The organism is Leisingera sp. CC-HEC093, assembly GCF_059429195.1.
In genome coordinates, this window is sequence record NZ_JCAIJR010000001.1 from 3,654,987 (window position 1) to 3,681,285 (window position 26,299).

At 62.7% G+C, this 26,299-nt stretch carries 25 protein-coding genes; 14 read left to right on the plus strand and 11 right to left on the minus strand.

Annotated elements, in window-relative coordinates; translation table 11 throughout:
- Positions 1–36: 36 nt before the first annotated feature.
- From ntrX to dusB, 5 genes are all read right to left on the minus strand, one after another.
- The gene (gene ntrX / locus AC5STB_RS17945) at positions 37–1,446 is read right to left on the minus strand and encodes a nitrogen assimilation response regulator NtrX (protein ID WP_495444149.1); all 1,410 of its coding nucleotides are present in this window, start codon (positions 1,444–1,446) and stop codon (positions 37–39) included.
- A complete protein-coding gene (locus AC5STB_RS17950) occupies positions 1,443–3,722 on the minus strand; it encodes a sensor histidine kinase NtrY-like (RefSeq protein ID WP_495444150.1) in 2,280 nt (759 codons plus the stop codon). The genes ntrX and AC5STB_RS17950 overlap by 4 nt, the downstream gene beginning before the upstream one ends.
- 100 nt (positions 3,723–3,822) lie before the next feature.
- Entirely contained in the window at positions 3,823–5,190 is a 1,368-nt protein-coding gene (locus AC5STB_RS17955) for a response regulator (protein ID WP_495444151.1), read from the minus strand.
- Positions 5,191–5,193: 3 nt separating this feature from the next.
- Positions 5,194–6,273, minus strand: a complete 1,080-nt coding sequence (locus AC5STB_RS17960) for a two-component system sensor histidine kinase NtrB (protein WP_495444152.1) — start codon at positions 6,271–6,273, stop codon at positions 5,194–5,196.
- Positions 6,270–7,256 carry a tRNA dihydrouridine synthase DusB gene (gene dusB, locus AC5STB_RS17965; protein ID WP_495444153.1) on the minus strand — a complete coding sequence of 329 codons (987 nt, stop codon included), beginning with the start codon at positions 7,254–7,256 and terminating at the stop codon, positions 6,270–6,272. The genes AC5STB_RS17960 and dusB overlap by 4 nt, the downstream gene beginning before the upstream one ends.
- 182 nt (positions 7,257–7,438) lie before the next feature.
- Between dusB and AC5STB_RS17970 the strand changes: the two genes are divergently transcribed.
- The 4 genes from AC5STB_RS17970 (at position 7,439) to AC5STB_RS17985 (ending at position 10,892) form a co-directional block, all read left to right on the plus strand.
- On the plus strand, positions 7,439–8,575 hold the full coding sequence (locus AC5STB_RS17970; RefSeq protein WP_495444622.1) for a bifunctional 2-C-methyl-D-erythritol 4-phosphate cytidylyltransferase/2-C-methyl-D-erythritol 2,4-cyclodiphosphate synthase: 1,137 nt from the start codon (positions 7,439–7,441) through the stop codon (positions 8,573–8,575).
- Positions 8,572–9,078 (plus strand): phosphatidylglycerophosphatase A family protein, encoded by a 507-nt coding sequence (locus AC5STB_RS17975; RefSeq protein ID WP_495444154.1) that lies wholly within the window; start codon positions 8,572–8,574, stop codon positions 9,076–9,078. Before AC5STB_RS17970 ends, AC5STB_RS17975 begins: the two co-directional genes overlap by 4 nt.
- Positions 9,079–9,080: 2 nt before the next feature.
- Entirely contained in the window at positions 9,081–9,572 is a 492-nt protein-coding gene (locus tag AC5STB_RS17980; RefSeq protein WP_495444155.1) for a CinA family protein, read from the plus strand.
- A 138-nt stretch (positions 9,573–9,710) separates the two neighbouring features.
- Entirely contained in the window at positions 9,711–10,892 is a 1,182-nt protein-coding gene (locus AC5STB_RS17985; RefSeq protein WP_495444156.1) for an ammonium transporter, read from the plus strand.
- Positions 10,893–10,978: 86 nt separating this feature from the next.
- Here the strand turns inward: AC5STB_RS17985 and tmpT are convergent, their stop codons facing one another.
- Both tmpT and AC5STB_RS17995 read right to left on the minus strand, forming a co-directional pair.
- Positions 10,979–11,620 (minus strand): thiopurine S-methyltransferase, encoded by a 642-nt coding sequence (gene tmpT / locus AC5STB_RS17990; protein ID WP_495444157.1) that lies wholly within the window; start codon positions 11,618–11,620, stop codon positions 10,979–10,981.
- 93 nt (positions 11,621–11,713) lie between these two features.
- Positions 11,714–12,160, minus strand: a complete 447-nt coding sequence (locus AC5STB_RS17995; RefSeq protein ID WP_495444158.1) for a type II toxin-antitoxin system RatA family toxin — start codon at positions 12,158–12,160, stop codon at positions 11,714–11,716.
- A gap of 74 nt (positions 12,161–12,234) precedes the next feature.
- Between AC5STB_RS17995 and hpt the strand changes: the two genes are divergently transcribed.
- On the plus strand, positions 12,235–12,780 hold the full coding sequence (gene hpt, locus AC5STB_RS18000) for a hypoxanthine phosphoribosyltransferase (protein ID WP_495444159.1): 546 nt from the start codon (positions 12,235–12,237) through the stop codon (positions 12,778–12,780).
- 223 nt (positions 12,781–13,003) lie between these two features.
- A complete protein-coding gene (locus tag AC5STB_RS18005; RefSeq protein ID WP_495444160.1) occupies positions 13,004–13,369 on the plus strand; it encodes a hypothetical protein in 366 nt (121 codons plus the stop codon).
- A gap of 3 nt (positions 13,370–13,372) precedes the next feature.
- On the opposite strand, the gene AC5STB_RS18010 is transcribed toward AC5STB_RS18005, so the two are convergent.
- Positions 13,373–14,515, minus strand: coding sequence for an amidohydrolase (locus AC5STB_RS18010; protein WP_495444161.1), 1,143 nt, complete (start codon positions 14,513–14,515; stop codon positions 13,373–13,375).
- A complete protein-coding gene (gene lipA, locus AC5STB_RS18015; RefSeq protein WP_495444162.1) occupies positions 14,512–15,462 on the minus strand; it encodes a lipoyl synthase in 951 nt (316 codons plus the stop codon). Before lipA ends, AC5STB_RS18010 begins: the two co-directional genes overlap by 4 nt.
- Before the next feature lie 208 nt (positions 15,463–15,670).
- Between lipA and AC5STB_RS18020 the strand changes: the two genes are divergently transcribed.
- Both AC5STB_RS18020 and AC5STB_RS18025 read left to right on the plus strand, forming a co-directional pair.
- Positions 15,671–16,585, plus strand: coding sequence for a hypothetical protein (locus AC5STB_RS18020; protein WP_495444163.1), 915 nt, complete (start codon positions 15,671–15,673; stop codon positions 16,583–16,585).
- Between the two features lie 174 nt (positions 16,586–16,759).
- Positions 16,760–17,308, plus strand: a complete 549-nt coding sequence (locus tag AC5STB_RS18025) for a peroxiredoxin (protein WP_495444164.1) — start codon at positions 16,760–16,762, stop codon at positions 17,306–17,308.
- A 73-nt stretch (positions 17,309–17,381) separates the two neighbouring features.
- Here AC5STB_RS18025 and AC5STB_RS18030 read toward each other — a convergent pair whose 3' ends face one another.
- On the minus strand, positions 17,382–18,446 hold the full coding sequence (locus tag AC5STB_RS18030; protein ID WP_495444165.1) for a DUF6456 domain-containing protein: 1,065 nt from the start codon (positions 18,444–18,446) through the stop codon (positions 17,382–17,384).
- Between the two features lie 241 nt (positions 18,447–18,687).
- On the opposite strand from AC5STB_RS18030, the gene AC5STB_RS18035 reads away from it, so the two are divergent.
- Positions 18,688–19,038 (plus strand): DUF6477 family protein, encoded by a 351-nt coding sequence (locus tag AC5STB_RS18035; RefSeq protein WP_495444166.1) that lies wholly within the window; start codon positions 18,688–18,690, stop codon positions 19,036–19,038.
- 15 nt (positions 19,039–19,053) lie between these two features.
- Here the strand turns inward: AC5STB_RS18035 and AC5STB_RS18040 are convergent, their stop codons facing one another.
- The gene (locus AC5STB_RS18040) at positions 19,054–20,598 is read right to left on the minus strand and encodes a trimethylamine methyltransferase family protein (protein ID WP_495444167.1); all 1,545 of its coding nucleotides are present in this window, start codon (positions 20,596–20,598) and stop codon (positions 19,054–19,056) included.
- Between the two features lie 247 nt (positions 20,599–20,845).
- Here AC5STB_RS18040 and guaA point away from each other — a divergent pair, with 247 nt between their 5' ends.
- The 5 genes from guaA to AC5STB_RS18065 all read left to right on the plus strand — a co-directional run bounded on the left by guaA (position 20,846) and on the right by AC5STB_RS18065 (position 26,296).
- Entirely contained in the window at positions 20,846–22,414 is a 1,569-nt protein-coding gene (gene guaA / locus AC5STB_RS18045; protein ID WP_495444168.1) for a glutamine-hydrolyzing GMP synthase, read from the plus strand.
- A gap of 147 nt (positions 22,415–22,561) precedes the next feature.
- The gene (locus AC5STB_RS18050) at positions 22,562–23,251 is read left to right on the plus strand and encodes a sulfotransferase family 2 domain-containing protein (protein ID WP_495444169.1); all 690 of its coding nucleotides are present in this window, start codon (positions 22,562–22,564) and stop codon (positions 23,249–23,251) included.
- 20 nt (positions 23,252–23,271) lie between these two features.
- The gene (locus AC5STB_RS18055) at positions 23,272–24,111 is read left to right on the plus strand and encodes a CgeB family protein (RefSeq protein WP_495444170.1); all 840 of its coding nucleotides are present in this window, start codon (positions 23,272–23,274) and stop codon (positions 24,109–24,111) included.
- Between the two features lie 78 nt (positions 24,112–24,189).
- Positions 24,190–25,068, plus strand: a complete 879-nt coding sequence (locus tag AC5STB_RS18060; protein WP_495444171.1) for a DMT family transporter — start codon at positions 24,190–24,192, stop codon at positions 25,066–25,068.
- 103 nt (positions 25,069–25,171) lie between these two features.
- Positions 25,172–26,296 carry an OmpP1/FadL family transporter gene (locus tag AC5STB_RS18065; RefSeq protein ID WP_495444172.1) on the plus strand — a complete coding sequence of 375 codons (1,125 nt, stop codon included), beginning with the start codon at positions 25,172–25,174 and terminating at the stop codon, positions 26,294–26,296.
- Positions 26,297–26,299: the final 3 nt, after the last annotated feature.

A 26,299-nucleotide genomic window follows, 5' to 3' on the forward strand; every position in this document is an offset into this window, starting at 1 on the left:
TGAGCCCGGGTACAGCCGGGCGCAGCGGCGGCCTGATCAGGCCTGTTCTTCTTCGCTCTCGACATGCGCCACCCGGGCGCCCGCCTTGTTTGACGTCACCACCCCCAGCGACTTCAGCTTGCGGTGCAGCGCCGAGCGCTCCATGCCGACAAAAGACGCGGTCCGGCTGATATTGCCGCCAAAGCGGTTGATCTGGGTCAGCAGGTACTCGCGCTCGAATGCCTCCCGCGCTTCGCGCAGCGGCAGGGTGGCCAGCGCGCCGGACAGAACCACCCGGCCCTCCTCCTGTGGCTTCTCTTCCTCACGCGGCAGGTCCTTGGCCTCAATCGGGCCGCTGCCGTCGCCCAGAATCAGCACCCGCTCCACCAGGTTCTTCAGCTGCCGCACATTGCCCGGCCACAGCATCGTCTGCATCAGCGCCACCGCCTCATCGGTCAGTTCGCGCAGCGGCAAGCCCTGGGCCTCGTTAAACTGGGCGATGAAATGGCCTGCCAGCAGCGGGATATCCTCGCGCCGGTCCGCCAGCGACGGCACCGCCACCGGCACCACATTCAGCCGGTGATACAGCTCCTGACGGAAAGTTCCTGCTTCGATCTCGGCGTCCAGATCCTTGTTAGTGGAGGAGACCACCCGCAGGTCGACCTTGATCTTGTCAGAGCCGCCGACGCGCATAAACTGCTGATCCACCAGCACCCGCAGGATCTTGGACTGGGTGCCCAGCGGCATGTCGGCGACCTCGTCAAAGAACACCACGCCGCCGTGCGCCTGCTCCAAAAGCCCCGGTTCCACCCCGCGCTCCGCGGATTCGCGGCCGAACAGCACTTCCTCCATCCGGTCGGGTTCAATGCTGGCGCAATTCACCGTGATAAACGGCGATGACGCCCGGTTCGAATTGGCGTGGATGTAGCGGGCCGCAATTTCCTTGCCGCTGCCGGCCGGGCCGGTCAGCATCACCCGGCCATTGGACTTGGTCACCTTGTCCAGCTGCCCGACCAGGGTGCGGAAGGCCGCGGAGGTGCCGATCATCTCTGCCGCTCCGGTATCTTTGCGCTTCAGATCTGTATTTTCCCGGCGCAAGCGCGAAGTTTCCATGGCGCGCCGGATTACCACCATCAGCTGATCGATGTTGAAGGGCTTCTCGATGAAGTCATAGGCACCCTGCTTGATTGCCGCGACCGCGATCTCGATATTGCCGTGGCCGGAGATGATCACCACCGGAATATCCGGCGTGTCGCGTTTGACAGTTTTCAGGATGTCGATACCGTCCATCTGGCTGTCCTTCAGCCAGATATCCAGGATCATCAGCGCCGGCTGGGCTTCTTCCAGCCGGGCCATGCATTCGTCGGAACTGCCTGCCTTGCGGGTGGCATAGCCCTCGTCCTCCAGAATGTCCGAGATCAGCTCGCGGATGTCGCGCTCATCATCTACAATCAGAATGTCACTCATGTCAGACCTGCTTTCACTGTGCTCTTGTTAGGCGCCGCCGCTTTGGCCGCGGCGGGCAGGCGGATCACCGCCATTGCGCCGTTATGCGCGTGTCCCTCAAACACCGGGGCGTCTTCCAGCGTCAGCGTGCCCCCGTGCTCCTCGATGATTTTTTTAACGATCGGCAGTCCCAGCCCGGTGCCCGCGTCGCGCGTGGTCACATAAGGTTCGAACAGCCGCGCCCGGTCTTCGGGCAGCCCGATGCCGTTGTCGGCAATCCGGATTTCATAGGCATTGCCCGCCTGCTCTGCCGATACCCGGATTTCCGGGACCAGACCTTCGGGGGCGCCTTTGCTTTGCAGGCTTTCAATTGCCTCGCCTGCGTTCTTGATCAGATTGGTCAAGGCCTGGCCAATCATGGTGGCGTCCAGATCCGATGGCATTGCCGCCTCCGGCAGCGTTGCAGTGATCCGCACACCGGGCTGCCCCTGCTGCTGCAGGATCACCGCGTCCCGCACCAGCTTGGTCAGATCCTCTTCGCGCCGCTCCGGTTCCGGCATGCGGGCGAATTTCGAAAACTCGTCGACGATACGGCGCAGGTCGTTGGTCTGGCGCACGATCACTTCGGTCATGGCTTGCAGCTGGTCGCTGTTCTCCTCGCCCAGCTTGGGCGCAAACTTGCGCTTGATCCGCTCCGCGCTCAATTGGATCGGGGTCAGCGGGTTCTTGATCTCATGCGCGATGCGGCGCGCCACATCGCCCCAGGCCGCCATCCGCTGGGCGCTGACCAGGTCGGTCACATCGTCAAAGGCCACCACATAGCCTTCCAGGCCGCCCTCGCCGGACCGGCGCTGCGACATCCTGACCAGCAGGTTTTCCAGCCGCCCCTGACGGGCCACTTTGATCTCTTCCTGCACCACTTCGGCACCGGTCTCAGCCAGCTCGGCAAACAGCGGCCCGAATTCAGGCACCGCCACGGCCAGCGCCAGCGACTGCTGGTCTTCCTGCCAGTCCAGCAAGCGTTCTGCAGAACGGTTCACAAAGGTCACCCGGCCATCCGCGTCCAGGCCGACCACACCGGAGGTCACCGACGACAGCACCGAGTCGAACAGGCGGCGGCGCTGTTCGATCTGGCGGGTGTTATCCAGCAGGCGGCCGTGCTGCGCCTTCAGCTCGCGGGTCATCTGGTTGAAATACTCGCCCAGCTGGGAAATCTCGTCACCGCCATCGTCGATCGGCACCTGCACGTCCAGATTGCCGGTCCCGACCCGCTGCGCCGCAACGGTCAGCCGGCCAACCGGCCGCGACAGCCGCTCGGCAAACCACATGCCCAGCCACATCGCCGCCAGGATCAGGATCACTGCAAAGCCGATGTACAGCAGCGCAAATTCGAACAGAACCCGGCCGCGTTCGCTCTCCAGCTGCTGGTAAAGATGCGCCGTTTCCTGAGTGTCATCCAGCAGGTTAAGCAGCTCGCCATCCACATCCCGGCTGATGTACAGGAACCGGTCAACAAAGGCGTCAAGCCGCACCAGCGCACGGAATTCGCTGTTGTCCCAATCCTTGATCAGCAGCAGGCCGTCTTCGCGGGCGGCACCAATCTGCCGGCCGTTCGGCTCCTCGAAATCAAACTCATAGGACCGCTCCCCCCGTGCCCGGATCTGCCCGGCGCCATCGACGATATAGGCTTCGCGCAGCCCGCGCTGAACCTGCAGCTGGCCCTGCGACAACACCAGCCGCAGTTCGGCGTCGTTAATGAAAAAGCTGCGCGCGCGGCTGTTGTCGAGGAAGCGCGCCAGCGCGCGGGCGTCCTCTCTCAGGTCGTCCTTCTGCTGTGTCTGGTAAGCCTCAGCTGCCGCCAGCGAGCTGCCGATCACCTGACGCACCCGCTGCGAGAACCAGCCTTCAAGCCCGACGTTCACGGTCAGCACCGCAAAGACCGCAACGATGACAGTGGGGATCAGTGCCAGAAACCCGAAGGCCCCGATCAGCCGCAAATGCAGCCGCGAGCCCGCAGATTTCGACCGCCGCGCGGCGAACAGGCGGACGATCTGGGCCATCACCAGTGCCGCGATGGTCAGGATATAGACCAGATCCGCCAGCAGGATGAGCCGCAGCGACCGCGACGACGCGCCCTGCCCCAGCGGACCGATGATCAAAAATGTCGCCAGCGCCAGAACCGGCCCCAGCACCACCAGCCCGATGGTCCCGATATTGCGGGCCCGACGGGTTCTGCGCCACCTGTCCAAGGCGGCAAACGGCCCGTACGCCGCCCTCAGATGTGACTTATGCGCCACTGACTGCCCTCATCCTGATGTGCGACTCTTTGCGAGTCACCGCCATATCTCGTGGCTCTGCCTAGGAAATTCACGGCACGGCCACATTTCTGTGGCGATATTACATCAGTTTGCGGCGGCGTGTCACCTCAATATCCAGATCAGTGATCTTCTTGCGCAGCGTATTCCGGTTGATCCCCAGCAAATCCGCGCATTTAGCCTGGTTGCCGCCAGTGGCGGACAGGGCGATTTCGATCAGCGGCGTTTCCACTTCGCGCAGCAGCCGCATGTACAGGCCCGGCGGCGGCAGCAGGTCGCCGTGCAGGTCGAAATACCTCTGCAGATGGCGGCCCACCGCTTCCGACAGCTTCTCGTTCGCCAAACCTGCCGCAGCAGGCTGCGCCGCCGTCTGCGGCCCGAGCACCGCTTCGGCATCGGCCCGGGTGATTTCCTCGCTGCGTGCTGTCAGCGCCAGCCGCCAGACGGTGTTTTCCAGCTGCCGCACATTGCCGGGCCAGCCGAACCGGCGCAGCAACTCGCGCGCGCTCTCGCTCAGCTGCCGGTGCGGCGCGCCTTCATTCTCTGACTTGATCAGGAAATGCTCCGCCAGCAGCGGGATATCCTCCACCCGCTCACGCAACGCCGGGACATGCAATGCGGTGCCGCAAATCCGGTAGTACAGGTCCTGGCGCAACTCCCCGGCCTCCATCGCCGCGGTCAGGTCCTTCTGGCTGGAGGCAATGAAGCGCGGCGCATGATCCCCCGGCGCATCCATCATCCGCACCAGCCGCGCCTGCGCCTCCTCTGGCAGGTCGGCCAGCTCATCAATCACCAAGGTGCCGCCTCTGGCCTGGGCCAGCAGCCGCGCCGGGCCTTCCAGTTCCGCCATCGCAGAGGCGTCCGCATGCACAAACGGCAGGGTCCGCCGGTCGGAAAAATCGTGAATTGCCTGTGCAATCAGTGATTTGCCGGTGCCGCTTTCACCTGTAATCAACAGTGGAAGATCGGTATTCATCACCCGTGCAATCAGCCGGTACAGTGCCTGCATCACCTCGCTGCGGCCGACCAGCGGCAGCTCTTCCGGACGCTCCCGGGACTCCGCCTTGGCCGCGGCCGGCGCCACCCGCTTGGCGGACAGCGCCTTGGCGGTGCGTTTCATCAGCTCCGGCAGGTCAAAGGGCTTGGGCAGGTAATCATAGGCGTCCGCTTCCTCTGCCTTGATTGCTGTCATGATAGTGTTCTGCGCCGAGATCACGATCACCGGAAGTCCGGGCCGGTCCGCCTGGATCTTGGGCAGCATCTCCAGCCCGTTCCCGTCCGGCATCATCACGTCCGAAATCACAACATCGCCCTTGCCCTCGCCGACCCAGCGCATCAGCGTCGTCAGCGAGGACGTTGCATGCACCTTGCAGCCTGCGCGGGTCAGCGCCTGGGTCAGAACAGTGCGGATGGTGCGGTCGTCGTCAGCGACCAGAACGGTGCCGTCCATGGATCAGCTCTCCTGCGGTTTTGCGTCACGCGGCACGCGCGACAGCGACAGCCGGAACACCGTGCGCCCGGGAACCGAGCTTACCGATATCCAGCCATTATGCTCCGAGACAATCTTGCTCACCAAAGCAAGGCCGAGCCCGGTGCCGTTCTCCCGGCCCGAGACAAACGGGTCGAAGATGTCATCCCTGATGTTTTCCGGCAATCCCGGCCCATCGTCGGTAATCTCGATCTGAAGGGGCAGCAGCTTGCCGGTTCCGTCACTGCGGCGCAGCCGGAAGGAATGTTCGTAATAGGTGCGGATGTGGACATTTCCACCCTTATTATCAGCCGCTTCCGAGGCGTTTTTCAACAGGTTCAGCACCACCTGCAGCAACTGGTCCGCATCGCCCCAGGCCATCGGCAAGGAGGGGTCGTATTCCTCGGTGATGGTCATATGGGCACCGAAACCCAGCAGCGCCGACCGCCGCGCCCGGTCCAGCACATCATGCAGGTTCACCGGCTTGAAATCCGGCTCGGTCAGATTGCCGAACTGCTCCACCTGTTCCAGCAGCTTCACGATGCGGCGGCTTTCGCTGACGATCAGGTCGGTCAACTCCAGGTCCTCGGGTCCCAGCCCCATGCTCAGCAATTGCGCCGCACCGGTGATGCCGGCCAGCGGGTTCTTGATCTCATGCGCCAGCATTTCCGCCATGCCAATGGCTGAGGCGGCCGCGGATTTGGCGGAATGGGTTTGCGTCATCCGCCCCGCCAGCTCCCGCGGGGCAACCATCAGCAGCATCACTCCAGGATGCCCTTGCAACGGCGCAATCTGCACGCCGCATTGCAGCGGTGCCCGGCTGCCGGAGCCGACGTCGATGTCATTCACGAACAGCGGCGTGCCCTGCACCCGGGCGCGGGCAAAAGCCTCCTCGATCGGCGCATCAATCGCCAGCGTGTCCCAGACCGGCTGCCCCGTCAGTGCCTTGCGTGACGTGTTGAGGAACCCTTCGCCGGCCGCGTTCACATCAGCAATCTTGTCCCAGGCGTCGATCAGGAACGCCGGCACCGGCAAAGAAGCCCAGAGAGCAGTGCTGTCCATCATGCGGCAGCCCCCGGCTCTTGGACGCTCAACGCTTCCGGCAGCAGGGCCAGCACTTCGGCCGGGTGCTTCTCGGTCAGCACCGCCCGGCGCATTGCAGGGCCGGTTCCGGCCTCATCCATGTACCAGCCCAGATGCTTGCGTGCGACGCGAATGCCCAGATCCACCCCGTAGAAATCAAGCATTGCCCGGTAATGATCTGAAACCATTGCAATATACGCTTCCCCTTCGGGAATCTCCGGCGCCGGTGTGCCCCACAGGTGATGGGCAACCTCCGCCAGCAGCCAGGGCTTGCCCTCAGCGCCGCGCCCGATCATCACGCCGTCGGCGCCAGAAAGCTCCAGCGCCTGCCGCGCAGTTTCTGTGTCCACAATATCGCCATTTGCCAGCAGCGGCACCTTCACCGCGTCTTTCACGGCCCGGATTGCCGCCCAATCGGCAGAGCCTTTGTAGAACTGGCAGCGGGTGCGGCCGTGGATCGTCACCATCTGCACCCCGGCCTCGTTGGCGCGGCGCGCCACATCCGGGGCATTCAGGCAGTTGCCGTCCCAGCCCAGCCGGGTTTTCAGCGTCACTGGCACGTCGACGGCCTCCACCACGGCCTCAATCAGCTTTAGCGCGTGGTCCGGAGTCTTCAGCAGGGCAGAGCCGGAGTAGCCATTGGTCACCTTCTTGGCGGGGCAGCCCATATTGATGTCGATGATCCGGGCGCCCTGCCCGGCCACCTGTTTCGCGGCTTCGGCAATCCAGTATTCGTCGCGGCCCGCCAGTTGCACCGCGGTGTTCTCAACATCTGCGCTCAGCTCAGCCCGCTCACGCACACCGGGCTTGGCCTGCACCATCTCCTGGCTCGCCACCATCTCGCTCACCATCAGACCCACACCAAAGGAGCGGACCAGATCCCGGAACGGCCGGTCGGTGATTCCCGCCATCGGCGCCAATGCGATGGGCGGGGACATGGAGGTGGTTCCAAGCGTGAAGGACAATTGCCTAATCCTTGTGCAACTGAGAGGTTTTTACCCGAAGCTTCTGCTATGCAGCAATGAATTGCGCCTCTGCAAGCGGCTCCCGCACTTCATTTGCCTATTTTTTAATCACTTTCCGCCGGGTGATTGCCACTTCGCGCGCCACCTCATAAACAATGCGGGACCTACCGGACGAGGACCGCATGACCACAGCCGCCCTGATCGTCGCCGCCGGCCGCGGCACCCGCGCAGGCGGCGGCATGCCCAAGCAATGGCGACCGCTTCGGGGCCGCCGGGTGATCGACTGGACCATCGAGGCCTTTGAAAAGACAGGCGTGGACCAGATCGCGCTGGTCCTTTCCGCAGGTGACACCGCCGCCTGGGCGGAATTCTCCAACAATCCCCGCCTGATCCTGGCCGAGGGCGGTGCCGAACGCGCAGGTTCAGTCCTGAACGGGCTGAAGGCGCTGGAACCGCATGGCGTGAGCAAAGTGCTGATCCACGACGCCGCCCGCCCCTGTGTCAGCCCGGCGCTGATCCGCAGCATTCTTAATGCCTTGGACGAAACATCTGCCGCCGCTCCTGCGCTTGCTGTGACCGACGCGCTGTGGACCGGCGGGGATGCCTCTGTCACCGGCACTCATGACCGCACCGGCCTCTATGCCGCACAGACGCCGCAGGGCTTCCGCTACCGGGATATTCTGGCGGCGCATCTTGCCCACCCGGGCGGGGCCGCCGATGATGTGGAGGTCGCCCGCACTGCAGGACTTGACGTCCGCATCGTTCCGGGCGAGCCGGACAACATCAAAATCACCCGCCCTGAGGATTTCACCCGGGCGGAGCGCATTCTGGGAGCAGACATGGATATCAGGCTTGGCAATGGCTACGACGTGCACCGCTTCGGCCCCGGCGACAGCGTGATCCTGTGTGGGGTGGAAATCCCGCACGAGAAAACCCTGCAGGGCCATTCCGACGCCGATGTCGGCATGCACGCCGTCACCGATGCCATCTATGGCGCGCTCGCGCAGGGCGACATTGGCCAGCACTTTCCCCCGTCCGACCCGCAATGGAAGGGTGCCGCCAGCGAGATCTTCCTGCGCCACGCCGCCAATCTGGCACGCGAGATGGGGTTCACCCTGTCGAACGTCGATTGCACCCTGGTCTGCGAATACCCCAAGGTTGGCCCCCACGCGGCAAAGATGCGCGCGGTGATGGCTGAAATCCTGGGCATTGATGCCGGCCGCGTGTCGATCAAAGCCACCACGTCGGAACGTCTTGGCTTTACCGGACGCGGCGAGGGCATTGCCGCCATTGCCACCGCAGCGCTGGTGAAATCATGAAAAGATCGCGCCTGGCTTTCCTGATCGGCACTGTGGGCGGCATCGGCTACCTGCGCCCGGCACCCGGCACCTGGGGCTCTCTCGCTGCGCTTCCTATGGCCTATGCGCTGCACCAGCTGGGCGGTTTTCTGCTGCTGGCGCTGGCAACCGTGATCTGCATGATCGTCGGCGTCTGGGCGGCAGAGGCGATGACCCGCAACCGCGAGAACATGGACCCCTCGGAATTTGTCCTCGATGAAGTCGCCGGCCAGTTCACCGCGCTTTGGGCCGTGTCCTACCCGGCCTGGGCCCATGATATTGAGATCACCGCGCTGTGGCCGGGCTGGATCGCCGCCTTTGTGCTGTTCCGCCTGTTCGACGTGCTGAAGCCCGGTCCCGTCGGCTGGGCCGACCGCCAAAAGGGTGCAACCGGTGTGATGATGGATGACATTATCGCGGGCATCCTGGCCGCCATCTGCGTCGCCGTACTCGCCTTCCTGTCGCATGGTGTGTTGGGAATGTGAGCATGGACACGGGCGAGCTGATCAGACGCGCAACGAAAGCAGGCATCACCATCGCCACGGCTGAAAGCTGCACCGGCGGCATGATTGCCGCCGCGCTGACGGACATTCCCGGCTCCTCTGCTGTGGTGGACCGGGGCTTTGTCACCTATTCCAACGCCGCCAAGATGCAGATGCTGGGGGTGAAGGCTGGCACTCTGGACGCCGTCGGTGCGGTCAGCGAGGAGGTCGCCGCGGAAATGGCGACAGGCGCGGTGCGGAACGCGGGCGTCACACTGGCCGTCTCCGTCACCGGCATCGCAGGCCCCGGCGGATCAGAGTTCAAGCCCGAGGGCCGCGTCTGCTTTGGCCTGGCCCGCGCCGGCCGGCCCGCCACGACAGAAACCCTGGAATTCGGCGCCATTGGCCGCGCCAATGTCCGCACCGCCACCCGCGACCATGCGCTGGACCTGCTGGCGCAGGCCATTTCCCAAGTCGAACGCGAAACGGGCAGCTGACCCGGCACGGCGCTCAATTTTTCAGCATTTGCAAAAAAGCCCCGTTTTTGTGCACCCTCCGCACCCCTGCCGCTTTTTTCTGCGGGCGGTCTGCGCTTTCTCCTGATCCCACTGGTTTTGAGGGGAAGGAACAATCGGATGAACGGAGCGGATACCGCATGGATCATTGTGGCCACGGCCCTGGTCCTCTTCATGACACTGCCAGGGCTCGCCCTGTTCTACGGCGGCCTCGTGCGTGCCCGCAATGTGCTCAGCGTCTTCATGCATTGCTACGCCATTGCCTGTTTGATGAGCGTTCTGTGGCTGGCCTTCGGCTACACGATTGCCTTTGGCAGCGGCACTTCCGGCATCTGGGGCGGGCTGGACAAGATGTTCCTGAATGGTGTGACCGCTGACAGCCTGTCGGGCACCCTGCCCGAGGTTCTGTTCTTTGCATTCCAGATGACATTTGCCATCATCACCCCCGCGCTGATCGTCGGCGCCTATGTGGAGCGGGTGGGCTTCGGGTTTGTGCTGGTGTTCTCCGGCTTGTGGATGCTGTTGTGCTATGCGCCAGTGGTGCATTGGATCTGGGGCGGCGGTTTCCTGGCCGATGGCGGCATCTTCGGCGAAGTGGGCGTCAAGGACTTTGCCGGCGGCATCGTGGTGCATGAGACCGCAGGCCTGGCAGCACTCATCATCGCCTTTTTCCTTGGCCCGCGCAAAAACCGCACCATCCCGCCGCACAACCCCGGCTATGTGATGATCGGTGCCGCAATGCTGTGGGTCGGCTGGTTCGGCTTCAACGGCGGCTCGCAGCTGGCCGCGGACGGCGGTGCTGCAATGGCCCTGACCGTGACCCATCTTTCTGCCGCTACGGCTTCCCTCTCCTGGGCGTTTTGGGAAAAGATCAAATACGGCAAGGCCTCCCTCGTTGGTCTGGTGACCGGCACCATTGCGGGCCTTGCATCAATCACCCCCGCCTCCGGCTTTGTCGGCCCGGTGGAAGCACTGATCATCGGTGCCATCGCAGGCGTGCTGTGTCAGGAGATGGTCAACCTGGTGCGCAACAAGTTGCAGATCGACGACACGCTGGATGTCTTTGCCGTTCACGGCGTCGGCGGCATCTTCGGCACCATCATGATCGCTGTCTTTGGCGCCGGGGCTTGGGCCGCGCAGCTGGGCGCACTGGTTATTGTCGGCATCTTCACTGCAGTTGTGACCATCGCGCTGGTAAAGATCTCCGCTTTGATCACATCCCTGCGCGTGGATCTTGAAAGTGAGACCAACGGCCTCGATCTCTCTATACACGGTGAGCGCGCATACGACATGAACAGCTAACCCCCGGCTATGACGGATGCCGCCACTCACGGCAGACGGTGCAATTTCCGCACCGGGCGGGTCCCTCCGGGGACCCGTTTTCTGCTTCAGGACAAAGAGGTTAGCAGCCAAGCCTGTTCCAGCGCATTGCAGCGTTCTCCGATCCGGCCATCTGCGGCCCGTTCTTCGATCCGGATGATTTCATGGCTTTCCTGATACAACGCCTGCACGGCTGATCCCGGCACCGAAAACGGCGGCCCGTCCATCAGGGACTGATCGTAATCGAACCCGATCAGCAGCTGTTTCGCAGTACCCGTGATCTGGTTCAGATGCGCGGCATAGGCCTGCCGGTCTTCCGGCTTCACCGCAACCAGTGCCGCCCGGTCGTACACCGCATCAACCGGCCCAAGATCACCGGCCGCCAAGGCAAAGAAGTCCCCTGAAAAGAGCGTCAGTTCTTCCGCCTCAAAGCGGGTGAGACCGTTCAGAGAGGTGATCTCCGGCGTCAATCCGTGGCGGGCAAAAACCTCTTCCACTGCGCCTTGGTTGAATTCCACGCCGGTCACTCGCAGCCCCTGTGACAGCAGCCAGTCCAGGTCCAGCGCCTTGCCGCAGAGCGGCACGAAGACGGATTGACCGGACTGCACGCCAAGCCGGGGAAAATGCTTTTTCAACAGCGCGTTGGGCGCTTGCTCATGAAACCCGATCCGGTTCTCGCGCCAGCGTGCCTGCCAGAATTCCTGCTCCATCGCGGGGTTCCTTGTATCAGAAAAATTGCCATGATCCACGGCCATACAACTTCAAGCCCGCTTCAAGTCAATCCCTTGGTGCACCGCAGGGCTTCAGCCATACAGCTCCGCCGCGCGGCGCTCAAACGCGCGCACGATACGCTGCATCGCCTCGTTGAAAACCACGCCGATGATCCCCTGCAGAACCGCATTCTTGAATTCGAAATCAACAAAGAAGGACACATCGCATGTGCTGTCCTCGCGCGGGGCGAAGCTCCAGTGGGATTTCATGTACCGGAATGGGCCATCCAGATACTCGGTGTCGATCTTCCTTTCGCCGGGAAAAAGGGTCACCCGGCTGCCAAAGCGTTCGCGGAACACCTTGAAGGAGATCACCAGATCCGCCTCCATCACCTCAGCCTCACCCATTCGGGCACGGCTGCGGATGCGGGCGGCGGCGCACCAGGGCAGGAATTTGGGATACTGTGCGACGTCGGCGACCAGATCGTACATCTGCTGTGCCGAATAGGGCATCTGGCGGGTTTCCGAGTGTGTGGGCATCTGTCCGCTGATTTTCTGCTACAATTACCGGGCGTGATGTCCTATGTACGCGCGGGAAATTCAAGGGGGCAGCCATGACACAGCGTCCATATGTCATTGATGTGATGATCTCGGCCAAGGCAATCGCCGCACGGATCGAGGAACTTTGCGAGGAAATCCAGCAGGAATTCAGCGATACCGACAAGCTGGTCGTGGTCGGCCTGTTGCGCGGCAGTTTCGTGTTCATCGCCGATCTGGTGCGCGAGCTGGACCTTCCGATCGAGGTCGATTTCCTGGAGGCGTCCTCATACGGCGACTCGATGGAGAGCAGCCGGGAAGTGCGTATTCTCAAAGACTTGCGCGGCGCCATTGAAGGGCGAGACGTGCTGGTCGTGGAGGATATCGTCGACACTGGCCATACGCTGAACCATGTCACCCACCTGCTGCAAAGCCGCAATCCGGCGCGGCTGAAATCCATTGCGCTCTTGGACAAGCCGTCGCGGCGCGAGGTGGATTTCCGCTCTGACTGGGTGGGCTTTGAGATCCCCGATGAATTTGTTGTCGGCTATGGCATCGACTATGCGCAGCGCAACCGGAACCTGCCGCATATCGGCAAGGTGCGGTTCACGGACGAGGGCTGAAGCAGCCAAAGACCGGGGGTGACATGCGTGCACCCCCTGGTGCAGCCTGAGGCGGCGCTTGTGCAAAACTGCCACAAACCACGATAAACACAGCTCAATCGGGAACCGGCGGCCCTCCGCCGGTTCCAGCCTAGCGGGTGGCGCTTTCCGGCGCAGCAGGTTTGCCTTTCCAGCCTGCCTGCCCCATGTGATTTCCAAACGCAGCGATCACAGGAGATCCGCCATGCAGAAATTTCTGACAGCCGCCGCAGCAGCGGCAGCCATGACCCTTACCCTTGCCCCCGCAGCCAGCCACGCGGGGCCGCCGAAATGGGCGCCGGGGCACAGCAAGAGCGCGGCCCATTATGCACCGGGCCAGGTCAAGAAACGGCATCACCGCAAACACAGCCACAACCATGACCACGACCATTACGACGGCCGCATCCGCGGGGACGACTGGGTCTATGTGGACGACTACCGCCGCTGGGGGCTGAACCCGCCGCGCGACGGGCACCGCTATGTGCGCCAGGGTGACAAGATTTTTGAGGTCGTCAAAGACACCCTGGCCATCATCGGCGCGGTTGCCGTTGTTAATGCGCTGACCAACTGACGGTTAGCCCAGCAGGTTTCTGACAGCGAGCAGAAAGATCCCGGCCCCCGCCGGGATTGCTGCATCGGGGAAGTCGAAATCCGGGTTGTGCAGCTGCGGCTGCGCCTCGCCTGAGCCCAGCCAGAACATCGCCGCCTTGGCGTGTTTGCCGAACTGGCCGAAATCCTCGGACCAGCGCTGGGGATCGTCCCGCATTTGCACTGGATGGCCTGCCTGCGTGCAGGCGGCCTGCAGCACCTCCACCGCCTGAGGGTGATTGGTGCAGGCGTCGAAGATGTCGTCGAATTCGATTGAGACCCCCAGCCCCTCCGACGCGCTGACCTGTTCCACAAGTTCTGTGGCATCTGCAATCAACTGATCCATCCGGGCATCCGTCACGGTGCGCAAAGTTGCCCAAACCTCAGCCTCGCCTGGCGCGATACCGAATGCGGCCTCACCCAGCCGGGCATGGGTCAGCGTCACCAGCGCGAACTCCGGTCCCAGATCGCCAACGCTGCCCAAGGCAACAAGACCCGGCAGCAGCTGAGCGATGGCACCAGCAGGCGACACGCCGTCCTGCGGCGCGGCGGCGTGGGAGGTCTTACCGGTCAGCTTGATGCGCATTCCACGGGAGGCGCAATTGGCCGGGCCGGAGCATAAGGCAACCTGCCCCACCGGAAGCCCCGGCAGGTTATGCAGCGAGAAGGCATAGTCCGGGGCAATCTGAGCAAAAGCCGGGTCGGCAATCACTGCCGCAGCGCCCTTGCCGGTTTCCTCGGCGGGCTGGAACAGCAGCACGGCGCGGCCTGTTTCGGGACGTTGCCCGGCCAGGTCCTCAGCCAGCGCCGCCACCATCGCCATGTGGCCGTCGTGGCCGCAGAGGTGGCCGCGGCCTGCATGGGTAGAGCGGTAGGGCTGATCCGTCAGTTCCTCAATCGGCAGCCCGTCGAGTTCGCAGCGGATCAGTACCGTGGGGCCGTCTGCCCAGCCCTCATACACAGCGGCAACGCCATGGCCGCCGAGACCGGTCAGCAGCTGATCGGGGTCATGCAGCCGCAGGTAATCCGCCACCATGGCAGCGGTCTTTTCCTCGGCGCCGGAAACTTCGGGGATCTGATGCAGGGCGTGGCGCAGCCGGGTCAGCCGCGCCACGCGCTGCGGTGTCATGCCAGGCCCAGCTTCTTGTTGCGGGCCTCGCGCAGACGGGCAAAGTCGTCGCCTGCGTGATAGGAAGAGCGGGTCAGCGGTGTTGCCGAGACCATCAGGAAGCCCTTGCCATAGGCGGCTTTCTCGTAGGTCTTGAACTCCTCCGGGGTGACAAAGCGGTCCACCGCGTGGTGCTTGGGCGTCGGCTGCAGATACTGGCCGATGGTCAGGAAATCGATGTCGGCGGCGCGCATGTCATCCATCACCTGTTTCACCGCCTGCCCGTCTTCACCCAGGCCGACCATAATGCCGGACTTGGTGAAGATCGAAGGGTCCATTTCCTTGACCCGCTGCAACAGGCGCAGGGAGTGGAAATACCGCGCGCCCGGGCGGACCTCAGGATAGAGGCCCGGCACGGTTTCCAGGTTGTGGTTGAACACGTCCGGCTTGGCCTCGACCACCGCCTCCAGCGCACTGTCATCGCATTTGATGAAATCGGGGGTCAGGATCTCGATGGTGGTCTTGGGGCTGCGATGGCGCACGGCGCGGATGGTCTGGGCGAAATGCTCGGCGCCGCCATCCTTCAGGTCGTCGCGGTCCACCGAGGTGATCACCACGTGGTTGAGGCCCAGTTTCTCCACCGCATGGGCGACCCGGCCCGGTTCAAACGCGTCCAGCGCATCGGGGCGGCCGGTGGCGATGTTGCAGAAGGTGCAGCCGCGGGTGCAGATTTCGCCCATGATCATCATGGTGGCGTGGCCCTGGCTCCAGCATTCGCCGACATTGGGGCAGCCCGCTTCCTCGCAGACCGTGGTCAGCTTGTTGTCGCGCATGATTTTATGCGTTTCGGCATAGCCTTTGCCACCCGGGGCCTTGACCCGGATCCAGCTTGGCTTTTTGGGCTGAGCGTTGTCGGGACGATGCGCCTTTTCGGGGTGGCGCTGCTCCGGGATCTTGAGGTCTCTCACGTGGGTTTCCCTTCCGGCCTTTGGCGTTCTGAGCGGGTTTAACATAGCTGATCTGGCTTGGCACGGGCATATCGTCAACCCTGCCCTGCAGCCTTGTCATGGCTCAAACTCCGGAAATGCGCCGTTTTCCTTTGCCAAAGCGGCGCAGGGGAACACATAATCCCTCCAAGTACCGGATTGCGCCGTTGTTACGTTCAGGGAGGGACCCATGGCCAAGGAACTGGAGAAGTTCAAGGCAGAGCACAAGAAGCTGGCTGCCGGCACCAAGAAATTCACCACCGCCGAGGGCGACAAGCTGAAGAAGCGCATCGGGATTTCATTGGGCAACGCCTGGGAGGGCGAGGATTACTTCCGCGAGAGCCTGGCCAAGGCGCGCAAAAACGGGGTGACGTCTGAGAAGCTGGCAGATTTTCAGAAGGACAAGAACTTCAAGGACGGGCTGACCACCTGGAACAAGGCGGTGGATATCCACCAGGAGGAGGTCGGCGCGATGAAGGGGTTCTGCGCCGATGCCAAGGCGCATACGGCCAAGCAGCAGGCGCTGTTGAAGGACATCCAAAAGGATCTGAAGAAACGGGCCAAGTCGTCGGCGTCGAAAAAGGATATCGAGGCGCTGCAGGGGGAACTGGAAAAGGAGATCGCGGCGGTCAAGAAAGCCTCTGAGTACGAGGGCAAGCTGAACGCGGCGCAGAAACTGTACGCGGCGAATTTCAAGAAGACGCTGGACAAGATCCTGAAGGAAAAGCCGGACAGCCACGACAAGAAGAAGGACGCAACCGAGCTGCCGCAGCTGCTGGTGGACCGCAACCTGAAGAAATACACCAACAGGGTCGGCGCGCTGGTGAAGGCGATCAACGCCCATTGCGTGACCGCCATCGATAAGGCGGGCGAGGATCTGAAGGCAGCCGCGCCGGAGCTGAAAGAGGCGGCGGCGAAGTACAAAGATCTGAAGAAGATCAACGACCAGTACCAGACCGCCAAGAAGAAGTTCCCCGGCGCCATTGAGGATTCCAAAGACAAGAAGAAGCTTTTGGCGACGCTCAAGAAGTTCAACGACCTGACCGCCGCTGCCGAACGCAAGATCCGCGGCACCACTGTCACGATCAAGAAGGCTGCGGCGTAACGTCCCGCAAGGGGCGAAGATGCCGTATTTGCGAGGTTTTCCGGCGCCGGCATGCCGTGTTCGCGGACTGGCGCAGGAAACCTGCGCGCAATTCACGGGGACGTGTTGAAGCCAGCTTAGAATCATTTTAAGCCTGCCCGCCGAATGAACATCCTCAATCAGGAGCAAGCTGAGATGAAAGCTGGCGTTAAGCTGCCCGACGTGACCTTCCACACCCGTGTCCGCGACGAAGCGATCGAAGGCCCGAACCCGTTCCGCTGGGAAGACAAGACCACCGCTGACTACTTTGCAGGCAAGCGCGTTGTGCTGTTCTCGCTGCCGGGTGCCTTCACCCCCACCTGCTCGACCTACCAGCTGCCGGGCTTTGAAAAAGGCTTTGCCGACTTCCAGGCCGAAGGCATCGATGCGATCTATTGCATGTCGGTGAACGACAGCTTTGTGATGAACGCCTGGGCGCGCGCGCAGGAGCTGGAAAATGTGGACGTGATCCCGGACGGCTCCGGCGAGTTCACCCGCAAGATGGGCATGCTGGTCGCCAAGGACAATCTGGGCTTCGGCAACCGTTCCTGGCGCTATGCCGCCATCGTCAACAACGGCGTGGTGGAAGCATGGTTTGAAGAGCCGGGCCTGTCGGACAACCACGGCGAAGACCCCTATGGCGTGTCCTCCCCGGAGACCGTGCTGAAGCACCTGAAAGAAGCCAAGGCAGAAGTTCCCGCCTAAGGCGCGCTGCCGTTCCGGCCTTGAAACGGGTCCGCAGTTTGCGGGCCCGTTTTCTTTTGCCGCACGCCCCGCGTCAGCCGATCATCTCTTCCTGTTGCGGGCTGGCTTCGCCGTAGTATTCCGCGAGGTGCTGCAGCGCGATGCGCAGCACCACCTTGCCGGATCTGGCCGGCCAGCCCAGGCTGCGCTCAGCGGTTTCCAGCCCTTCCAGGTGGCAGCAGCAGCGCAGGGCGATGTCGCTGAGGCCGGCCCCCAGTTTCTGAAGCGCGCCGGTCATCCGCTGCTGCGCAGCCGCAGCCGCCTGATGGCTGGTGCTGCGCATGGGGTGGCTTCCTTGTGCGAAGTACAGCTCTTCCTGCATCAGGTGGCTGCTGATCTGGGCCAGTTCAAAATCCTCGCGCAGCCGCCGGCCGGCCCGCACCATCGGCTGGGTCAGAAAGGATTTTCCGTCCTTGTCCGACAGCCGGGCCAGCATCTCCAGCGGCGTCTCGGCACCGCTGTAGCGGGATTTGCGGCCCATCCCCCCGGCCTCGCCCGCGTCAGCTGCCTCAAACGGCGCCTGTGCTTCGGCAAAGCCGCCCTCCAGCCGGGCGCGGGCGCGGTTTTCCTGATCAGCAATAATCCGGTTCAGCGCTGTGCGCCCGCCTGCGGTGATCGAATAGCGGCTGATCCGCCCGCGGCGGGAACAGGCAATCCAGCCAGTAAGCGCCAGCGCACCCGCCAAGGGCCGCGACACCGCTACTTTCTGGCCGTCGGCCTCCTGGCCTTCGCGCACCACCACGGCCATTTCCATGCCCTCAGCGGCTGCCAGAACTGCGCCGCCACGGCTGAGCAGGGTCAGCACGCTGGCTGCCTCCCGCTCAAACCCCGACCGCAGGCTGCGGCTTGCGGCGGAGGGTTTTTCCTCCTGTCGCGGTTTCGCCGCCGCGGTTTTGTAGCGCCCGGCAAGATAGGTCAGCACCTCGTCAATCAACGGGTCGTCGCGCAGGATCTCCACCCGCCGGACCTGCCGCAGAATGGTGGAGGGATGGCAGCCTGCCTTACGGGCCAGCTGCCGGATCGGGCGGCCTGCCTCGGTGTGCTGCAGGTAGCGGCAAGTTTCCAGCGGCACCCAGCCCGGAAAGGGTGCGTGTGTCATGTTTTGCATTCTTAACCCCCGGTCGTGAGCCAGGCCGCCGGGCCAGCCGCACTCATAAGGTGCCTGCGGCATGTCCCTTGCGCCCGGCTGAAGTTGGACAAAAGCGCGGATCGGACACCATTGTTTCCAGAAAAAACATAATCATCACAAAACGCACCGTTCGCCGGTCACCCCCTTTCCGCAACACCACCTAAGGTTGTGTTATAGCAAAGCCTGCACAAAGATTGGAAAGGAGAGTATCATGCAGGATGTCCACACACGGCTTACACTGCTCCGGCGCCCGCGGATTCTGGCGCGGGCGGCCCGGCTCGGCGCCCGGAACTATTGCCGCCAGCGCGACCTGCGCCGCATTCTGGGCTATGGCGAGGTGCCCAAGCCCGCCGCGGCGGTGATGCGGCTGCTGGATCTGGAAGAAGGCCTGAATGCCGCGCGCCGGGACGGCGAGGCCGGCTATTCCCTGATCCGTCATGTGGATGTGCTGATCGCGCTGACCGGTGAGGCGGGCTATTTGCGCGCCAGGTCAAACGCAAAAACGGCGGCCCCTGCGGACCGCCGTTTTGCTGCGGCAGAGGGTGCGGCCCCCTGCCCCTGATTTTCATGCGCGCACTTACATGAATGCGTCGGGCATGGAGGCCTTCTTTTCGGCCACATACTCGTCCAGCGCCATCTTGATGGACGGATCCAGGGCCGGCTGTTCGTAGGTGGCCAGCAATTTCTCAACCCGGCTTTCGGCCAGCGCATAGGTATCGCGGGAGCCTTCTTCTTCCCACTGCTCGAACGGCTTGTAGTCGAGCATATCGGTTTTCCAGAAGGCCGTTTTGAAGTTCGCCTGGGTGTGTTCGCAGCCCAGATAGTGGCCGCCGGGACCAACCTCGCGGATGGCGTCCATCGCCTGGGCGTTTTCGTCCGCCGACACGCCTTTTGCCAGGCCGTGCAGCACACCCAGCTGGTCGGCGTCCATCACGAACTTCTCAAAGTCCGCCACCAGGCCGCCTTCGAGCCAGCCGCAGGAGTGCAGCATGAAGTTCACGCCGGACAACAGGCCCATGTTGAGCGAGTTGGCGGTTTCATAGGCCGCCTGCGCGTCGGGCAGCTTGGAGCCGCAGAAGGAGCCGGCCGAACGGAACGGCAGGTTCAGGCGGCGGGCCAGCTGGCCTGCGCCATAGGTGATGTGCGAGGCTTCCGGGGTGCCAAAGGTCGGCGCGCCGGAGTTCATGTCGATCGAGGTCACCATGGCGCCGAAGATCACCGGAGCGCCTGCACGGCACAGCTGGCTGTAGGAGACGCCGGCCAGAACTTCCGCCAGCACCTGCGTGAGGGTGCCTGCCACCGACACCGGCGCCATGGCACCGCCGACGATGAAGGGCGAAACGATGCAGGCCTGCATGTTCTTGGCGTAGACTTCCAGCGAGCCCATCATCACGTCGTCGAAGGTCATCGGCGAGTTGATGTTGGTCAGCGAGGTCATCACGGTGTTGTTCTGCACGAACTCCTTGCCGAACAGGATGCCGGCCATATCGACGGAGTCCTGGGCGCGGCTGGGTTCGGTGACGGAGCCCATGAACGGCTTGTCGCTGAGGGTCATATGCGCCATCAGCATGTCCAGGTGGCGCTTGTTCACCGGAATGTCGGTGGGCTCGCACACGGTTCCGCCGGAGTGGTGCAGCCACTTGGACATATAGGCCAGCTTCACGAACTTGCTGAAGTCGTCCATGGTCGCATAGCGGCGGCCGCCGCTGCGGCTGCGCACAAACGGCGGGCCATAAACCGGTGCCAGCACCATATTCTTGCCGCCGATGACCACCGATTTCTCGGGGTTGCGGGCATGCTGGGTGAATTCAGACGGTGCGGTGGAGCACAGCTTGCGGGCCAGGCCGCGGGGGATGCGCACGCGCTCGCCCTGCACATCGGCACCGGCATCGCGCCAGCGCTGCAGCGCCGCCGGGTTGTCAACGAAGTTGACGCCGACCTCTTCCAGGATCGTCTCCGCGTTGTACTCGATAATCTCCAGCGCTTCCTCGTTCAGAACTTCGAAGTTCGGAATGTTGCGCTCAATGTACTTGGCGGTCTCGATCTTGACGCTGGTGCGCTCGGCGCGGCGGGCGGCGCCTCCGCCTCCACGGGCACGGCGGCGCGGTGCTGCTTCTGTCATGGTTTATCCTCACCACAGGCATTTCATTGCGATGGGTATTATAGCCCCCGCGCATCCCGCCGCCGCAGGATTGCGGCCATTCAAGTTGAAAAGCGACATTGCGGCTGCAATTTCCACCGCGCCGGTGGACTTTGGCATACCTTGGCGCTGTCCGCCGGCGGGCAGCGGCAGGAAATCCGGCCATGCAAGAGCGGAGCCAAGGCCAAACCCTCTTGCAGAAATTGCGTTCCTGCCCTATGGCGCGTGCATGACAGAGACATCCCATGACCGCCTTCTCATCATCGACTTTGGCAGCCAGGTCACGCAGCTGATTGCGCGCCGCCTGCGCGAGCTGAACGTCTATTGCGAAATCCACCCCTATCAGAATGTCACCATGGACTTTGTGCGCGAGCTGGCGCCCAAGGCGGTGATCTTCTCGGGCGGGCCGGACAGTGTGACCCGCGAGGGCAGCCCGCGGGCGCCGCAGGAAATTTTCGACTATGGCGTGCCGATCCTGGGCATCTGCTATGGCCAGCAGGTGATGATGCACCAGCTGGGCGGCACAGTGGTAAGCGGCCATGGCACCGCCGAATTCGGCCGCGCCTTTGTGACCCCCACCGTCGAAACGCCGCCGCTGCTTGAAGGCTGGTTTGCCAATGACAACGACCGCGAGCAGGTCTGGATGTCGCACGGCGACCACGTGAGCAAGATCGCCCCCGGGTTCGAGGTTTACGGCACCTCCCCCAATGCGCCTTTTGCCATCACCGCCGATGTCAGCCGCAATTTCTATGCGGTGCAGTTCCACCCGGAAGTGCACCACACCCCGAACGGCGCCAAGCTGTATGAGAACTTCGTCAAGCTTGCGGGCTTCAGCGGCGACTGGACCATGGGCGCCTACCGCGAGCAGATGATCGAGAAGATCCGCGAGCAGGTCGGTGACAAGCAGGTGATCTGCGGACTGTCCGGCGGTGTGGATTCCTCCGTCGCCGCGATCCTGATCCACGAGGCAATCGGCGACCAGCTGACCTGTGTGTTTGTGGACCACGGGTTGCTGCGCAAGAACGAGGCGGAAGAAGTGGTCGCGATGTTCCGCGACAACTACAACATCCAGCTGATCCACGCGGATGAGAGCGATTTGTTCCTGGGCGAGCTGGACGGCCAGTCGGACCCCGAAACCAAGCGCAAGATCATCGGCAAGCTGTTCATCGACGTGTTCCAGAAACACGCCGACACCATCGACGGCGCCGAGTTCCTGGCGCAGGGCACCCTGTACCCGGATGTGATTGAATCGGTCTCCTTCTCAGGCGGGCCTTCGGTCACCATCAAAAGCCACCACAACGTCGGCGGCCTGCCGGAGAAGATGGGCCTGAAGCTGGTTGAGCCGCTGCGCGAGCTGTTTAAGGACGAAGTCCGCGCCCTGGGCCGCGAACTGGGCCTGCCGCAGAGCTTCATCGGCCGCCACCCCTTCCCCGGGCCGGGCCTGGCGATCCGCTGCCCCGGCGAGATCACCCGCGAGAAGCTGGAGATCCTGCGCGAGGCGGATGCGATCTATATCGACCAGATCCGCAAGCACGGCCTTTACGACGATATCTGGCAGGCCTTTGTGGCAATTCTGCCGGTCCGCACTGTTGGCGTGATGGGCGACGGCCGCACCTACGACTATGCCTGCGCCCTGCGCGCGGTGACCTCTGTCGATGGCATGACCGCGGACTACTACCCGTTCAGCCACGAGTTCCTGGGCGAGACCGCCACAAGGATCATCAACGAGGTGAAAGGCATCAACCGCTGCACCTACGACATCACTTCGAAGCCTCCGGGAACCATCGAGTGGGAATGATCACGGGCCTCGCGGTTTCCCGGGAGAACCGGGGCAATCCGCGCCTGTTTTAAAGAACGTTTAAACAATTTGCGCCATCTTGGGCGAAACGCTTGGCCGCTGGATTACTCCCGGCGGCCAGCTGTTTCGAGGCAAATGGAGGCGCAAATGCCCGTGATCAAATACAAGGACGTGTTGCTGCACTTTGCACATATCCCCAAGTGCGGCGGCACCTCTGTCGAGCGCTACGTGCAGGGTCTGAAAGGCGTCAGTCTCGCCTTCCTGGACGAACAATATGTGTCCAGCCCGCCGCAGCAGCAGCACTGGAACATCTCTTCGCCCCAGCATATCGACGGCGAATCCCTGTCGCGGCTGTTCCCCAAGGATTTTTTCACCGCCTTTTTTACCATCGTGCGCCATCCGATTGCGCGGCTTGAAAGCGCCTACAAATTCCAGCGGCTGGTTGAGCGCCGGATCGGCAGCGACGAAACCCTGGACCAATTCGTCAAGACCCGCCTGCTGGAGAACGTTCTGACCAAAGGCTGGATGGATGGCCATTTCTATCCGCAGTCGGGCTTTTTCTATCCCGGTGCCAACTACCAGGTTTTCAAGCTCGAGGAGAACGGCGCGGAAAACGCCAAGGCCTTCATCGATGCTGCTCTGTTCAGCAACCCTGCCAGCCAGAAGATGACACACAGCAACCACCTGCGGCTGCCCGACAGCTTTGACCCCGGCGACCTTGTTCTGAGCGACGAGGGCCTGGCCGTCGCTCAGAAGCTCTACGGCATGGACTTCGACAACTTCAAATACGACCGGCAACCCGCCGCGCAGCCGCGCCCCGAAGCGGCCGCCGGCTGAGGCGCAATTGGCTGAGATCCATGACACAGAAGTTTAACATCTGCCTGATTGAGCCTCAGAACTACGTCCATTCGGGCGCGTTCTACGAGATTGCCGACCTGCTGCTTTATGCCCTGCGCGATCTCGGCTTCGAAGCTGTCTCCACCAGAAACAGAATCGACTCAGCTGCACGCAATATCGTGATCGGCATCCATCTGCTGAATCCAAGCTTTGCCAAGCAGATGCCGCCCGGCACCATCATCCTCAACACCGAGCAGCTGGGTGCCGTGTTCGGCGACTGGAACAAGAGAATTCTTGAGTGGTTCTCGCAGGACTTCATATTGTGGGATTACAGCGAGGCAAATGTCGCCCACCTCAGGGACTTTGGCGTCAAACGGGTGGAGAAGCTTCAGCTCGGCTATCAAAAGGAGCTGTGCCGGATCGCGCCGCGTGAGAAGCCCGACGTCGATGTGCTGTTCTACGGCTGTATCAACCCGCGCAGGCAGGCGGTTCTTGCAGATCTCGAATCCCGCGGCCTGCGGGTCAAGGTTCTGTTCGGCGTATACGGCCAGGACCGTGATGCCTGGATCGCCCGCTCGCGGATTGTTCTGAACCTTCACTTTTACGAAACACAGATATTCGAGATCGTGCGGGCCTTCTACCTGATGACCAATGGCGTTCCCATCGCGGCCGAAGTGAACCCCGGAACCCGGATCGATGGCTGCTACCGCGGCGGGATTCTGTCCCTGCCCTACGGTGAGCTTGCAGAGGGAGTTGCCGGTGCGCTGAAGGACGAGGCCGGGCTGGCACGGCTTGGGGCGCAAGCGAAGGAGACAATTGCGTGCCTTCCGCAGGCAGAGCTGCTGCGCGGAATAATCTGAACCGCTGAACCTTTTGGCTGCAAATGCCCTTGACGCCGCTGCAGGATCGCGCCCTTCTTCGGCAACGGGAGGTTCTTCATGCAGAAATCGGAACCGGCTGCCGCCGCGATTTGGATGGTCGGCGCCATCGTCTCCTTTTCGGCGATGGCGATTGCGGGGCGCGAAGCGGGGCTGACGCTGGATACCTTTGAAATCATGGCCTACCGCAGCCTGGTGGGGGTGGTGATCGTTGTGGCAGCCCTCACCGTGACAGGCCGCTGGCACCAGGTGCAGGGGCAGCGGCTGAAGGTGCACCTGCTGCGCAACGTCTTCCACTTCACCGGCCAGAACCTGTGGTTCCTGGCGGTGACGCTGATCCCGCTGGCGCAGGTCTTTGCGCTGGAATTCACCTCGCCCCTGTGGGTGATCATCCTGTCACCGCTGCTGTTGGGAGAGCTGCTGACCCGGCGGCGGATGGCGGCCGCGGTGCTGGGGTTTGCCGGTATCCTGATTGTTGCCCGGCCAAGCCCTGACACCATCAATACCGGTCTCATCGCGGCGGCAAGCTGCGCTATTTTCTTTGCCCTCACCGCCATCCTGACCAAGCGGCTGACCCGGCACGAGACAACCGCCTCGATCCTGTTCTGGCTCACCTCTATGCAGCTGGTGATGGGGGTGCTGGCGGCAGGATGGGACGGTGACATGGCGCTGCCTGATGCCGCCACCCTGCCCTGGCTGGTGCTGATCGGCCTTGCCGGCCTTGCTGCGCATTTCTGCCTGACCACCGCCCTGTCGCTGGCCCCGGCCAGCGTGGTGGTGCCGGTCGACTTTGCCCGCCTGCCGGTCATCGCGATCCTGGGCATGGTGATTTACGGCGAGGCGCTGGACGCCTGGGTTCTGGGCGGCGCCGCGGTTATCTGCATCGCAAATTACCTGAATATAGTTGCACGGCAGCCCCACAGAACCCCTCAGGGCTGACGGAATCCGCCTAGTTGCCGTGCGGTTAATGTTGATTTGCGGAAATCCCGCCGATTACGTTCACGTTAAGCGGCTTGCAACAGCTGCAACACTGGGAGGAACAATGAAACGCTATCTTGCAACGTCAGCCGTTCTGGCACTGGCATCGGGCTCCGCCATGGCGAGCGGCCTTGACCGCACCGGCCAGCCGATCGGCATCATCTTCGAAGAAGGCAACTACGCCGAATTCTCTTTCGCCACTACATCTGTGGATCTGTCGGGCGACGACCGCGACCTGAGCCCATTTGTAACCCCGTCCACCAGCGGAGATGTCGGTGAACGCTTCAACATGTTTGGCGCCGGTTACAAGCGGGACATCAACGAACAGCTGTCGTTCGCTTTGATCTTCGATCAGCCCTGGGGCGTGGATGTCAATTATCCCGAGGACGGTTCCGTTTGGCTCGGCGGCACCACCGCGCAGGCGGATTCGAACTCTATCACCGCCCTGCTGCGCTACAAGTTCAACGAGAACTTCAGCGTCCACGGCGGTCTCCGTTACCAGGAAATTGACGGCGAAATCAATCTGGCCGGCGGCGCCTACGCCGTAGGTCTGGCCCCTTTCTCTTCCTACAACGTGAAGGTCGGCAAAGACGGTGCTTTTGGCTGGGTGGCCGGTGCCGCATATGAGATCCCCGACATCGCCTTGCGCGTAGCCCTGACCTACAGCTCTGAAATCGAGCATGAGTTCGATGTGACCGAAACCTTTTCCGGCCCCGCGACTGTAACCGCTAACACCTCAACCAAGACCAAAACACCCCAGTCAGTGAATCTGGATTTCCAAACCGGGATCGCCCAGGACACGCTGCTGTTCGGCGGCATCCGCTGGGCTGAGCACAGCGTGACCAACCTAGTGCCCGAGTCCCTCGGCCGTGACCTGATCGACCTGGACGATTCCGTGACCTACACAGTGGGTATCGGCCACGCCTTCAACGAGAACTGGTCCGGCTCAGTCGCGCTGATCTATGCCGATGCGGACGGCGACGATCTGGTTTCGCCGCTGGCGCCGACCCATGGCTATGAGGCGATCCGCCTGGGTGTGCAGTACAAGCAGGACAACATGACTGTCTCTGCCGGTGTGCGTTACACCCAGCTGGGCGACGCGGTTGCCTCCCCCGGCGGCAACCCGGTGACCGATTTCAAGGACAACGACGCGGTCAGCTTCGGCATGAAGGTCGGCTTCCACTTCTGATCC